General features: G+C 65.4%; 10 protein-coding genes and 1 pseudogene. 3 read left to right on the top strand and 8 right to left on the bottom strand.

From position 1 onward, the window contains the following. Nucleotides 1–379: 379 nt before the first annotated feature. Genes KOI35_RS49190 through KOI35_RS41125 form a run of 3 tightly spaced genes read right to left on the bottom strand, consistent with a single transcriptional unit; the run spans nt 380 to nt 4,042 of the window. Nucleotides 380–2,350: a DUF3732 domain-containing protein gene (locus KOI35_RS49190; RefSeq protein WP_215795153.1), complete on the bottom strand. Its 1,971-nt coding sequence runs from the start codon at nt 2,348–2,350 to the stop codon at nt 380–382. After that, on the bottom strand, nt 2,347–2,829 hold the full coding sequence (locus KOI35_RS41130; protein WP_215795152.1) for a three component ABC system middle component: 483 nt from the start codon (nt 2,827–2,829) through the stop codon (nt 2,347–2,349). Before KOI35_RS41130 ends, KOI35_RS49190 begins: the two co-directional genes overlap by 4 nt. Next, nucleotides 2,822–4,042 (bottom strand): ABC-three component system protein, encoded by a 1,221-nt coding sequence (locus tag KOI35_RS41125; RefSeq protein WP_215795151.1) that lies wholly within the window; start codon nt 4,040–4,042, stop codon nt 2,822–2,824. The genes KOI35_RS41130 and KOI35_RS41125 overlap by 8 nt, the downstream gene beginning before the upstream one ends. A gap of 211 nt (nt 4,043–4,253) precedes the next feature. On the opposite strand from KOI35_RS41125, the pseudogene KOI35_RS41120 reads away from it, so the two are divergent. Both KOI35_RS41120 and KOI35_RS41115 read left to right on the top strand, forming a co-directional pair. Further along, nucleotides 4,254–4,602, top strand: a pseudogene (locus KOI35_RS41120) (NAD(P)/FAD-dependent oxidoreductase); the annotation flags it as partial. An 8-nt stretch (nt 4,603–4,610) separates the two neighbouring features. Further along, on the top strand, nt 4,611–6,164 hold the full coding sequence (locus KOI35_RS41115; RefSeq protein WP_215795150.1) for a hypothetical protein: 1,554 nt from the start codon (nt 4,611–4,613) through the stop codon (nt 6,162–6,164). Nucleotides 6,165–6,260: 96 nt separating this feature from the next. Here KOI35_RS41115 and KOI35_RS41110 read toward each other — a convergent pair whose 3' ends face one another. After that, a complete protein-coding gene (locus KOI35_RS41110) occupies nt 6,261–7,097 on the bottom strand; it encodes a hypothetical protein (RefSeq protein WP_215795149.1) in 837 nt (278 codons plus the stop codon). Nucleotides 7,098–7,192: 95 nt separating this feature from the next. Further along, a complete protein-coding gene (locus KOI35_RS41105; protein WP_215795146.1) occupies nt 7,193–8,320 on the bottom strand; it encodes a hypothetical protein in 1,128 nt (375 codons plus the stop codon). Between the two features lie 158 nt (nt 8,321–8,478). Between KOI35_RS41105 and KOI35_RS41100 the strand changes: the two genes are divergently transcribed. Continuing rightward, complete coding sequence (locus KOI35_RS41100; RefSeq protein WP_215795144.1) at nt 8,479–9,168, top strand: hypothetical protein; 690 nt, start codon at nt 8,479–8,481, stop codon at nt 9,166–9,168. A gap of 29 nt (nt 9,169–9,197) precedes the next feature. Here KOI35_RS41100 and KOI35_RS41095 read toward each other — a convergent pair whose 3' ends face one another. The 3 genes from KOI35_RS41095 to KOI35_RS41085 all read right to left on the bottom strand — a co-directional run bounded on the left by KOI35_RS41095 (nt 9,198) and on the right by KOI35_RS41085 (nt 12,770). Further along, a complete protein-coding gene (locus tag KOI35_RS41095; protein WP_215795142.1) occupies nt 9,198–10,355 on the bottom strand; it encodes a site-specific integrase in 1,158 nt (385 codons plus the stop codon). A gap of 563 nt (nt 10,356–10,918) precedes the next feature. After that, nucleotides 10,919–12,169 carry a GGDEF domain-containing protein gene (locus tag KOI35_RS49185; protein ID WP_308121377.1) on the bottom strand — a complete coding sequence of 417 codons (1,251 nt, stop codon included), beginning with the start codon at nt 12,167–12,169 and terminating at the stop codon, nt 10,919–10,921. Nucleotides 12,170–12,242: 73 nt separating this feature from the next. Then, entirely contained in the window at nt 12,243–12,770 is a 528-nt protein-coding gene (locus KOI35_RS41085) for a CGNR zinc finger domain-containing protein (RefSeq protein WP_215795140.1), read from the bottom strand. Between the last annotated feature and the right edge of the window lie 37 nt (nt 12,771–12,807).

Genomic DNA, 12,807 nt, shown 5'->3' with positions numbered 1-12,807 from the left:
TCGTCATTTAGAGGGTTAAAGAATCCTCCAAACCGAAACGCACTCTCATCGGCAGATCCGCGCACTCGCGCCGGGCGTGCGTCATGCCGGCAACCATCACGCGTGCTGACGTCACCGAATGAGGAGCCAATTCGACATGTGCGAACCGCCAGAAGGCCGCCGCGGAAGCGACGGGGCCACATCGGCGGAGATCGCTGTGGCCTGTCGTGCAGGACGGACTGCAGCGCAAATTGGCCAGCAGAATCCTTTTTCAGGCTCGCGAGGAGCGTTGGATGGGCGCGATGGCGTGCGTGGCCTTGTTAACGGTTTCTATATCGTGCTGACTGGCCACCGGCTTACGCTGCCAGTGTGGAGCGGACGCCGAATGTCGAGTGCTCGGCTACTCGTCCTCGTCGTCGATCGATTCAGTGATCCACTCCGGTGGTACGAGGGCCTGGCTGTTGCTGTAGCGCCAGCGCTCGACGACGTGGTCGCGGAAGAGCGGATCTGCCAAGTCGGCGTGCTCGACGACGATGACCTGGAGCGCGCCGTCGAGCGCCTGGACGGTGTCGTTGATGGTCCGGTAAATATTCAGCAGGTGGCTGAGGTCATTTCCCTGCGGTGTGGGCTCGCCGGTGTAGTCCGGCGGGAAGTACACCTGGGACGGCTGGTCGAGGATCAGCATCCGCGGAACGGGTCCGCGGTGCTCACTGAACCACTCGTGCAAGCTCAGCAGTGTGGCGACGTGGTAGCCCAAGTGGTTCTCGGCGCTGCCCATGTCGGCGAGCCGGACGGGGCCGTCGGCCGTGTCGGCGACGACAGTCAGCCGGTTGACGTCGAGTCGGACGGGCGCGTCCGAGTGGTCAAGCTCCAGCGCGGCAGCCTTGGTGCGGATGTTCTGACTGATCAGCGACAGGTAACTGGTGAGCCGGTCGCCCTGGGTATCGTCGCTCAGGAGTTCTTCCAGATCAGCGATCTGACGCTGGAGGTCGTCGCGGCGGTCTTCGACCTGCGGGGCACTCACATGCTCGGCGGTGGTGTCGAGGTAGAGGCTGATACGGCCGCGCACATGGGCGGCCCGCTGCGCCTGGTCCGGCTCCTGCTGCAGCGCGCGCAGCCCGGCGCTGATTTCGTTAATTTCATCCTGGCTGCGGGAGAGCGCCGCGCGCAGTTGCTGCAGCTGCTCTTCCTCCAGGGCGATCTGGCGTTGCAGGGCGGGTGTGTCGCTGCCGATCACCTGCAGATCGCCATCGAGGCGTTCGAGGTCGTGCATGATCGTCGCCACTGTGGTGTTGGCCGAGGCGATCGGGCTCTCGCACACCGGGCATTGCGCGGATTGGGAGGTTTCCGGGGACAGCCGCATCAACCCGAGAGACGCGAGACGCTGGCGCTGCTCTCCTGCCTCGCCCGCGAAGTCGTCATTCTCCTTAACCGCGCGCTTGAGGTCTGCGATGCGGGCCCGGGACTGCCCTACGGCGCGCCGCAGTTGGGCACGCCGGCCGATGGCGGCGGCCAACGGGTCACCGTCGTTGTCCGGTCTGGACTCCGGCTCCAGCGAGATGCTGCCTTCCAGGGCGAGCCGCAGAAAGCTAAGGATCTCTTCCGCCGTCGGCTCGCTGTCGAGGTACGGGGCGAGCCCTGCCTCGACCGCCTCGGTAAGCAGCGCTCGGGCTTGGCCCGAGGCTGGACCGAGGTCGCGGGCCTGGGCTAGTTTGGCTTCAAGGTCGGAAAGGTCCCGCCGTAGGAGTCGCAGCCGGTTGCGCAGCGCTGCCTGTTCGGGGTCGACGGCGCCGAGGAAGTACGGGATCACACCCCGAATGGTGTTCGGTCGCCACTCCTCACCCTGGGAATGGAACAGCAGGTCGGGGTTAGCGACCTCGTTCTGCGCCTGGAAGCAGAAGTACAGCGCGTGGCGGATCGACGGAGCGATGGTCTGGGCGCGGGCGACTGCGGGCACCTTGATGGTGCGGTCGATGCCACAGAATTCGCTAAGGATGTCCTTGGCGGTATCCAGGGGCGTCGCAAAGGTCAACTCTTCCAACGGGGGAGGCGGAGTCTCTGGGGCTTGGGACAGGACACACAGCACGGTGCTCACGGCGTTCCCTGATGCCGGTGCGCGCCGGGCGACGAAGAGCTGCTGGCCAGGTTTCACCAGGGTTACGGCGTAGGCGTCCACGTACGTGCGGACCTTGCCGGCCTTGACGGGGTAATCGGAGCTAGCCAGGCAGTAGTCGATGATCGTCAGCAGCGCGCTCTTCCCGCGCCGGGAGTCGCCCGTGACGATGTTCAAGGTGCCGGTGTGGAATGGGACCGTGCGGACCTGTCCGGGCTGCTTGCCGTAGACGGTGACCGCTTGGATCTGAAAGGTCACGCTTGGACTCCCAAGAGCGTCAGGACGGTACTGATGCTGCCGGTGCTGGGCAGCCAGCGCCCGAGTTGGTGGGCGGCTTTCTGTATCGCGGTGTTCTGTCCGGGGCCGTCCTTGAGGGCCGTCACGGCCCGTGCCTTCCCCGTCAGCCCAGCGCCTTGAAGCCTTAGCACATCGATCTGAAGGGCGAAAAGCAGGCCTGGTCGCACGACGGCGGCGAGGGCGGCGGCGTTGAGGCCCATTGCCACGCGCACGGCCTCGTTCTCATCGAGCCAGTTCATCAGCCCGGAGCGGAGGGTGGCGGGGAGCGCCGTCCGGATAGACGGCTGGAGAGCCATAACCGCGGCGGTCACTGCGACTGGAATTGGGCAGGCAGAGCGGTACTGCTTCTCATAGCCCTGCACAGCCCGAACGCATACGAGTGCCATGAAGGCCGGATTGAACAGGGCACGCTCTTCGCGGCTGAGGTCATGCTCAGCCATCAGCGGCTCCCGCCGGCTCCAACAGAGCCGCCAGCCGGGCGCTGAAGTCCGGATGCCACCCGACCTGCAGCTCGTCCGCAAGCATTTGGTAGGACCCCTTGACGACGAACACCTCTTCACAGCCTGTGCGGATGCGAAGCCGGGCCTCCCGGTCGACCCACCTGTAGATCAGCTTGGCCTCGCGCTTCATCTCTGCTTCCGTGGCTTCATCGCCGAGGTCTTCGCGCATCTCAGCGAAGCGCGACTGCCACTCCTCGACGAGCCTGCGTTCATACGCGCCGATCTCGCCGGCACGTAACAGGTTCTCGTTCGCCCAGCGGGAGCGCTGAGCGAAGGCCCTCACCCAGTCCCGAACCGCGTAGCCGATCCGCTCCGCGCCCACGTCGATCAGCCGGAGCTGGTGCACGAACACCTTATCGGCGGCGTCGGCAGCGGCCGGGGTCGCAGCCGTGAGCGCGGCGATATCAGGGTCGATCGGCAGGTTGTGCTCTCCGATCTGATTGCGCAGATCGTTGAACAGCTCGTCGAATTCGGAGCCTGTCACCGGATCCGACCCCGGGAAGCTCATCTGGACGGACGCCCGCTCGAAGAACCAGCCCTCAAGACGCTGAAGAAAGGACTCGGCATACCGGCGCTCTACAGCCAAGCTTGCATAACCGAGCAGTTCCTCCCTGATTTTGTCCATCCCCGGCGCGTCACCGATGACCTCGACCCGGCTGATGAGCTCGGCCCGGCACTGCACCCCGAGCGCGTCGAACGCCTCGAAGGCCTTGGCCAATGTCGTGCTCTTCGAGGACTGCCGTGCCTGGACGAGGAGGGCCTCGGCAGCCTGCTCGTCACGGTGCCCGCTGGCCTTAGGCTGCAGGAGGAACCCCGCGCTGTCGTCCGGCAGCTCTGCGGTGGTAATCAGGTAGAGGCTTGTCTCGGCAAGGTCGATGTGCCCCTCGGTGACGGCGTGTGACCAGACTCTGATCGTCTTCCACAGGTCCGGAGAGAGGTCCGTCAGTCTCACATTGTCTGCCCGCTTCTTCAGCTGGGTCAGCTCGATATGCGAGCCGATGAGGGTCTGGACATCGTCCGTTGCCTCAATCGCCACACTCCACTCGATCCCGCCCCTCGAGAGCTCCACGCACCGCTGGAGCGCCACGCGGAGCTGGTAGAGGTATCCGAGCGCTGACGCTGATGCCTCGAAGGGATTTCCCGGGCTGGTCATATACCCACCGCCTCCCTCTGATTACCGCGTGCAGCGATCATTCCATGGCCGCGCCGAAGGTAAAACACGGACTGCCGAACTTGCCGAACCGTTATGAGTGCTGACCAGCAGCCCGTGAATCGCGTGCCTGCCCGTGATGCTCTACCTCTCCGCCGACCGCGACGAGTTGCTGCATTGCCTGGCCGAACGCAACGAACGCGAGGACGCCAACGAGATCCTCGGGCATGACGGCAAGGTCTCCGGTGCCCGCCTACGCAACCTCCGGACAACGAAGCGAAGGTCTTCGACGTGACCGGCGTGTTCATGGCGATCGGGCAGAACTGGCGCGGCGAGCTCTTCAAGGGCCAGGTCGAGCTGGACGACGAGGGTACGTAAAGGTCTACCAACCCTCGACTCGCACCAACATCCCGGGCGTGTTCCCCGCCGGCGACCCGGTCGACCACACCTACCGGCAGGCCATCTACGCCGTAGGCGCCGGCACCGCCGCGGCGCTGGATGGCAAGCGTTACTTTAACTCGCACCGAAATAGTCGATCGCCTGTGCTGGTGGCTGGTGCTTAAGTGGTCGGATGCCGCTGCCGCTGTATACGCCGCCGGCTCTCCGCTCGTCCCGGGAGCCGAACCCGTTTGCCCGTTCGCAGCCGGAACGCCTGCGTGTATTGATCGACTGGCCGCTGGCAACCGGACTGGTCGACGGTGATGGCGACTATCAGGGTTATCCGTTCCTCGGTAGCGGCAGCACCGGCTACCCGGATGCTGCCGCAGTGCTCCGCAGTTACCTCGGGCACGACGCCCTCGAGGTCCTGCGGATCGCCGACGAGCTCAAGGAGGATGGCGATGTGGTTTTGGGTGAACCGCATCCGATAGAAGGTCACGAAACCTTCTCGTTCCAGGTCCGGAGGCCGAGCGGGACCAGCTATAGCGGGATCTACTACTACCAGCAAGCGGTCGACGAAGCAGCCGCCTTCACCTCCCGGCATGGCATAAGCACCCAGGACGGCTACGACGGCGCGATATTTTACCGCATCGGCGCCGAACTGGAAGCAGACCTGGTCGTGACCGGCCGGCGCTGGCTGCTCGCCGAGCGCGGACGACCGCACGGCAAGAGCCTGGCCCGCCTCGCTTCCCCCGACGAAGCGCTCGCGTTGATCGGTTTGTACCTGCGCTGGCACCGGCAGTACATGATCGTTGGCGGCTCTGCCGTCCGGTGGCATCCGACTGACATGCGCCACAGCGCTGCTTACACGGCGATGCCCGCGTTCGAGCGGTGGAATCAAGCCGGCCGCACCTGGCACGACCGCACGCCTGGTGGTGACCTCACGATCGAGCAGCTCAACCAGACCCTGCTGACCCGGATCTCGCGCGCGTTGCAGTTCCGCGACGGTGTATTTGCCTTGTCCGCCACGATGGACGGGCACGAACCGGAAGAGATGCTGTGCGAGCTGGACTCACTGCTCTTTTCGCTCGTAGGGGCGTTCGATGTCTCCGCCCGAATCACCGACTGTCTCCTGCAAATCAACGACCCGGTCCGCAAGATCGGCTGGCCGAACCTCGAGTGGCACAGAAAGCTCGAGCCGATCGCGAAGGACCTTTACGACTACACCGCTGACGGCACGCAGATGCATCGGGTCTTCAAGGTGCTGCGCTGGCTGCGGAACAGCGTCCACAACGAAGCCCTCGACCTGACCACCGACAACAAGACCTTCTACCTCACCATCGACGCCGAGACCCAGGACAAGCTCCGCGGTTTCCTGCGCGAAGGCCACACCGGCTGGACGACGGGGAACCTCGGGATCCACGTCCAGTCGCCGGGCGGGGCAACAGCAGAAAAGTGGCTACCCGGCACCGGCCGCCACAGCGTCACGGTCCGTCGCAGCGGAGCACCACGACCCGCTGACCCCCTCGAAGGCCGCCTCGCCGTCGACGTCCGGAAGCTGATCAACAAGATCTTCCCCGAGTGCCTGACCGCGCTCGACCAGATCATGCGACTCACGCCGCTGACCCGTGTGCCCGGCTATCACCCGGGTCTGGACGATCCGTCGCGGGTCAACCTGCCGTGGCAGTACAGCGACACCACCGGCCACCGGCTCCGCTTCCTGTACGGGCTCACCGAACTCGGGTAGCCGACGGCAGCTGCTGCAGGAGGTCGAGTCGATGTATTGCGACGGAGTACTCGGCCCGGCCGCTCCGCCTATCGCGCCCGCGGCAGGTGGGCCAAGCTAGTCGGACTGGTCGTCATCGCCGTTCTCGATCGCGCGGACAAACCGCTTAAGAGCAGACGGATCCTTATCAGTTGAGCTGAAGACATAATTCGGCACGAACGTCAGCTGTGAGATCAAGTTGAACGCCAAATCCATGTGTTCGGCGACCTCCTCGGGAGTGACCGTGAAGGTCTCCCACTTGCCTCCTACCCGCTTGGCCCGCTCGAACCAGTTGCCAGCGAGCGGCCAGGAGTGCGCCACCTTGCTGTTGCGGAACTTGGCCAGCTTCTTCAGATTCGGCTTCAGATCCTTATAAGGCGCGAGAGACATCTGGGCCGGCATCCGCTCGGTGAGCAGATCGCGAAGTCTGCGAAGCATGTCTTCGTAGCCCTCATGGGATGTCTCGAGCTCGCGCTCGATCTCGGCGCGCTCGTCGTCGGTGGTGCCCTCCAAGAGCGCGATGAGAGCTTGGAGCAGTGCTGCGACTTGTTCGTGCATCGACGCGACCATCTCGGGGATGGGTTCCATGCCGAACTTGGCCGCCGTGGCGTCTACCGCACCCGACCCCGGCCGGCCGCCGATCTCGAAGTCGTCGTCGCCGGTGCACATAGCAGGATCGTGCCCATTTTGCTGACATTGGCAGACACAGGCAGTTGGCGTGACGATCGTGAGTTCCTTCAAACGCTCACCAACGAGCAGCGCCTTGCCGGTCTGATCACGCCGCACGATCGCGCGCGAGGCAGCGGTGCGGCCTCCGAATCCAGCGGTGCGCCGCTTCATCCTATTCAGGTGTGAACGGGTGGCCGGTAGGTCGAGCGCAATACGACACGGTTCACAGACATGCTGGAAACTCACGAATCCAAACTACCTTTGGTAGTCGTTTGGCCGCCTCCCTATTGGCCGTCTTTGCGTCGCAGCACCCAAATCCCAGTCGGTAGTAGGTGAGCCGTTTATGAGGCTATCGGCGCTGTCAGCCAGTCGGCACTGACTCGGCCGACCTCGCGTCGGCTTACGCCCCAATGCCCGACATGCGGCAGAGCGTCGACAGGAAATGGTTGTTCGGCAAAGGGGTTGTCGAAGCGGGTAATGCGGGGCTCGGCGGGTCCGCCGGGGAACCAGTCGTGCAAGGAGTACACCGCGGACACCTGACGGCGTTTGCCCTGCGAGTGCTGACGGCCGACGCCAAAGAAGCCGTCTCTCTGCCGGGTGCTTTCGCCGGTGGCGATAACGACTGCCGGCGTTCCGGTCAGTGCCTGGTGCACCTCGTCGATGGTGCACCAGAGATCACGCGCGCCGACCAGGATGGCGAACGGCTTTCCCCTCAGGTCATACTTGCCGGCCTTGGTGTCGAGTCGTTCACGCAGGCGCACGGCAGAGTCGATGAGGCCGCCCATCGCTGCGCCGCTGACGACGGTCGGATCCTGCGGGCCGACCTGGTGGTCGGGAGGCAGAGCGAGGAACTGGAACGAGATCTCCGTCTCCCGTCCGACGTAGGTCTTCTCGGGGGTGCCCGTACCGTCGAGCGGCAGAATCTGCGGGTTAGCCCGAAGGTCGTCCAGGGTGGCGTTGAGCCAGCGGAGAAGGTGCCGCAGGTTCGGGGTTCCTACCCAGCGCCGGATATCGAACATCAGAGAGTGAGTGGTCAACGGGAGTCGATTGTTGATCTCGTCGGCCAAGGTCGCGTGGTGGCGTTCTTCGGCGGTCCAGTCGTCGCGCTGGAACAGGGAGAGTACTTCGAGCGCTCCTACGTACTGCTGATCGCGGTAGAGACGGAAGTCCAGGCGAGTACCCGTCGTACCCTCCCCTTCCTCGTACGCAACGTCGTAGTGGCGGGCCAGCAGGTTGTATACGTACAGCTCGTCGAGCGCGCTGAAGAAGCGCTTCTTGTCCGCCGAGTGAAGATCGGCGTACATCCGGCCGTTCTCGTCCGGGAACCGGGAGTAGAGCTCGTTGATAATCCGTCGGCCCTCGACGGCTTCCGGCAGGGTGACCGTGGTGAACCAAGCGGAGGTCGGTTCCGACATTGTCAGGTATTGATCACGTCGGATCGTTGGTTCCTCGAACGCCGACTGTTTCATGTCGGGCGACACTAGTGATCGGACGATGAGGCCGCCACTGAGATGCACTCATGGGTGAATGCCGACTGTGCCGGTCGCCACTCTGCGGCGTGACCCACCCAGCAGAGGCTTACATCTGGCCGCGATTAAGAGCTGGACAGGGTTCATACCGTGGATGAGTGACCATTGGCCTTACGCAGGAACAAAAGCTATCCCTGGTCCACGAGTGCACCGACGCCTCGGCACTTTTCACTCGAGGCCTCGACATGCTCGCCTCTGTCCGGGACGACGACACCGGCGCCGTTGCGGTGATGTCGCTGCTCGCTCTCGGAGCGGAGAAGATGCTCAAGCTGACGATCGGCTTGGCGACGGTCGATCAGGGGCGACCGTGGCCGTCGAAATCCGAGATGCGGGACATCGGGCACCAGGTCTTGGCGGCAGATAGTGCGGCTCGACCGCTGCTGCGCCGACTACGCGGGACGGCGCCGGGGCACCTGACTGGGCTCGAAGCCGAGGTGGACGCGGACGCGATCCTTCCCGTCGTGCTCGAGGCCCTGGATCGCTTTGGATCCGCTGGACGCTTCTACCACCTGGATGTTCTGGCTGAGGCAAAGCAACCCGCGGCGTCGCCGAGGCATCTCTGGCACGACGCCACCACGGCCGTCATGAAGCAAGACCCAGGTCTGGGCGCCGCCATCGACGGGACAACAGATCACGCGGTGGCCCGTCGACGGTGGAACAACACGATGGTTACATCACTGCGGACGTGGTGGGAGATGTACTACGCAGCATGGCGAAGCGGTGTCATCGGGGACCTGGCACACCAATTTGCCGGTGAACTCAAACTGCGGGACATCGCCACTGTCTGACCTCGAACCAATTAATCAGGAAGTAATCGCTACGCGTTCTCGAAGGCCAGGATGTCGAGGGCTTTGGCTGCGCCTGTGTCGAGGGTCTTGCGGGCGAAGTAGGTGTCCTGGGTCATGCTGACTTTAGCGTGTCCGAGCTGGTCGGCTGCCTGGCGTGCGGTCAGTCCTGCTTCGTCCATGAGGGTGGCGACGGTCTTGCGGAGAACGTGCGACGTGAGATCGGGCAGTCCAGCGTAGACGAAGGCGTCTTTGATCTGGTGGTCGACGTTGGAGGGGTCGCGCAGTGTGCCGACCGCGGATGGGAAGACGAGGCCGAGTTCGCCGAAGTTGAGGGCTTCCTGGTGGCGGCGGGTGCGGAGGACGGTGATGGCCCAGTCGGGCAGGATCAGGGTGCGGTAGCCGGCTTCGGTCTTCGGTTCGGGCTTGATGATCAGACCAGCACCCTTGATGCGGATGACGGTGCCGCGGACTTCGACGGTCTTGGCATCGAGGTTGACGGCGTCCCAGACGAGGGCGAGGGCTTCTCCGACGCGCATGCCGGTGGCGGCCATGATGTCGATCAGGTCGGGTATGTCTCGGCGGCGTGCGACCTGGTCGTAGGTGACGTAGGCGCGTAGTTGCCGGACGCCGGCGGCGGTGAGGGCTCGGGGCTTGCCCTTCTTGGGTTTCACGCTGATCGGTGAGGTGTCGCGGACCGGGTTGCGGGTCATCGCGTCGAGGCGGGCTGCGTAGGAGCAGACGTTGCTCAACACCGACCGGGCGGTCTTGGTGAGTGCGGGTCCGTGTTTGGCTTCGACGGCGCGGAGGAAGCGTTCGGCGGTGCCGACGGAGAGTTCGCGGCAGCGGATGTTGCCGACCGACGGGATGATCTGCGCGTCGAGACGTTCTCGGTAGATCCGCTTGGTGCCGGGTGACTTGTCGCTTAGGGAGAAGCCGGCCCACCAGGCTTCGGCGACGATGCTGAGTTTGGTGTCCGGGTTGATCTCGGCGGTCGGATCGACGCGGACCCGGTCGCGGACCGCTTCCTTCAGCGCACGTTCGGCGCCTGACTTGGTGGTGCCGTTGCGTTCCATCGCGCGGACCACGCCGTCGTAGTCACGGAAGCGGCAGCGAGCGCGCCAAGCCGCGCCCGCTCCGGTGACTTTGATTTTGCCTGCGGTGCCGATCGCCAGTGGCGGCCGCGCCATGAGAACCCCCGAAATTACTCACCTTTAACGATGCGCAATGTCGAGAAACGACGATCAATGTCGAGCAGGACGCCGGTCTGACGTTGCAGCTCAGAGCCTTTATTGGCGGCTTCAATCAGGCAAAGAAGCTATTGTCTGTCAATTCCGGCAGGTTATTGGTTCGAGTCCAATCGGGGGAGCGAGTCGGAGGCCCCTGTCTGCGGAGTGCGCAGACTGGGGCCTCGCTCTGTTTCTTACCTGGGGGCCGAGCCCCCAGACCCCACGTTCCGGTGGTGGCGCTGAGTGGTACGGCGGCGGGCACGCGGTGGGCTCGCGCTTCGGAACAACAGCCGGCACGCGGTGGGCTCGCGCTTCGGAACAACAGCCGGCACGCGGTGGGCTCGCGCTTCGGAACAACAGCCGGCACGCGGTGGGCTCGCGCTTCGGAACAACGGCCGGCAGGCGGTGGGCTCGCGCTTCGGAACAACGGCCGACACAGGTGGGCTCGCGCTCCGCGCGTCGTGGGGCTCGGAACGGAACAACGGCCGGCACGCGATGGCTCGTGGGGTCTGGGAGTGACGGGCCTAGGGTAGGCGGGCGTGTTTGTTGGCGTACATTGCTGCGTCTGCGGTGGCCAGGACCTCGTCGGGGGTGCAGTTGGGGGTGGCTACGGCTGTGCCGAGGCTTCCGCCTACGCGGACCGGGCCGGTGGTCAGGTGGACGTCCTGGTGGAAAGAGCTGCGCACGGCATCGGCGACGGTGCGGGCAGCGTGCTCGTCGGCGTCCGGCAGGAGCACCGCGAACTCGTCGCCGCCGAGCCGGGCCACGGTTGCGGTCGGGCCACACGCCGCGCGTAGCCGCTCGGCCACGAAGCACAGCAGCTCGTCGCCGGCCAGGTGTCCCAGCGTGTCGTTGACCTGCTTGAAGCCGTCGAGGTCGACCAGCAACATCGAGTACGGGCGGTCGGCCACCTCAGCCAGGCGGCGCCACAGCTGCGCCCGGTTCGGCAGCCCGGTCAGCGAGTCGTGATAGGCGACGTACTCCAGTCGTTCCTCGTATCCCCGCTGCGCGGTGACGTCCTGAAGCGCCACGATCGTTCCGTGCTCGGTCAGCACCGTCTCGGCCACCACCTGCAGCACCTGGCTGTCCCCGCGGGTCAGCCGCAACTCGAGGCCGGACTCGCCGGGCCGCATCCGGCGTGGGTCGACCGGGGTGCCGTCGGACAGCGTCGCGCGCAGTTCGTCGAGCGGGCCGATCAGCTCGGTGGCGGCCGGGTTGGTCAGCAACACCTCGCCCTCCGAGCCGGTCACCAGGACCGGCAGCGGCAGCCGGCTCAGCACCTCGCCGATCATCCGGGTGTGCTTCTGCTGTTCCGCGCGCAACCGCAGAAGCAGCAGCCGCATGCCGAAAACCAGCAAGGGCACAATCACCATCCCGCCGTACGCGCCGTACAGGGCCGGGATGTGCAGCAGCAGCGAGCCGGCTGTGAACACCACCAGATAGCCGGCCAGCAGGGGCAGCAGGCGGCGCAGCCGGCCGGTGGCGGCCCGTGACAGCAAGGAGAAGAAGGCGACCCCGAGCACCGGGTCCATCTTGGCCGCCATGCTGAGCATCGCCGCCGCCCCGGCCAGTTCCAGCAGATCAACCCAGGCCGGCACGAGCCGGCCGGTCCGGAACTCGGCCAGCCGGAGCAGAAGAAGCCCGGTCAGCACCCCGGTGGCGGTAGTGAGGGCGTACGGGCCGTCGCCACGCATCTGGAAGAGCGCGAACACGCTGCCGAGGAGCAGGGTGAGCAGGAACAACAGGCGCAGACGGCCCAGGGCGTCGCGGGTCACCCCATCACGTTGCCAGCCTTCGACGCAGTTGTCAGTTGTTCATGGGGCATTCCGGTTGCTCAGGAACGCAGCTTCACCGACTGTGCCGGCGGTAGTGGGTGCGGGACTTGGATCGGTTGCCACACGAGGCCATCGAGCACCAGCGCCGGGCGCCCGACTTCGAGACGTCGTAGAAGCGCAGCGGGCAGACCGGATTGGCGCACTTGCGGATGCGGGACGGGTTCTCCTCCAGCAACCGCAGGTAGTGCTCGGCCGCCAGCCACGAGGCACGCCAGGCCGGAGTGTCAGTCTCAGTGATGGCCTGCGGGCCGTCCTCGGTCAGCAGGCGAACGATCCGGCCGTGGCGCAGCGTCTCGTTGAGCATCTCGTGGGTGGCCGGCTCGGGCTGCATCAGCCCGAACAGCGCGGCCCGGGTCTGCCGCAGCGCGTCCAGGGTCTCGGGCGACTCGGGCACCGAGCCCGCCAGGCCGGCCGAGGACAGCCAGATGCCCAGCCCGCCGGGGAGATCGAACAGGTCGTACGCGCCGTCGTCGTCGCTCCAGCGCGTGTTGACCAGGTCGAGCGGCAGGGGCTCCCCGGTCAGGGGGCGAGGGTCGGTCACGTCACTCAGTCTAACCGGTCAAACGCCGTTCACTGGT

Origin of the sequence: Paractinoplanes bogorensis, from assembly GCF_018829635.1 — a bacterium.
GTDB classification, from domain to species: Bacteria; Actinomycetota; Actinomycetes; order Mycobacteriales; family Micromonosporaceae; genus Actinoplanes; species Actinoplanes bogorensis.
The sequence above is the reverse complement of the archived record's forward strand: the minus strand, read 5'-3'. Positions and strand labels throughout refer to the sequence as shown.

Coding starts and splice junctions, on each gene's coding strand:
- KOI35_RS41130 (WP_215795152.1), bottom strand. CDS start 2,829: ATGGCTGAGCATGACCTCAGCCGCGAAGAGCGTGCCCTGTTCAATCCG.
- KOI35_RS41115 (WP_215795150.1), top strand. CDS start 4,611: ATGCCGCTGCCGCTGTATACGCCGCCGGCTCTCCGCTCGTCCCGGGAG.
- KOI35_RS41125 (WP_215795151.1), bottom strand. CDS start 4,042: ATGACCAGCCCGGGAAATCCCTTCGAGGCATCAGCGTCAGCGCTCGGA.
- KOI35_RS41095 (WP_215795142.1), bottom strand. CDS start 10,355: ATGGCGCGGCCGCCACTGGCGATCGGCACCGCAGGCAAAATCAAAGTC.
- KOI35_RS41105 (WP_215795146.1), bottom strand. CDS start 8,320: ATGAAACAGTCGGCGTTCGAGGAACCAACGATCCGACGTGATCAATAC.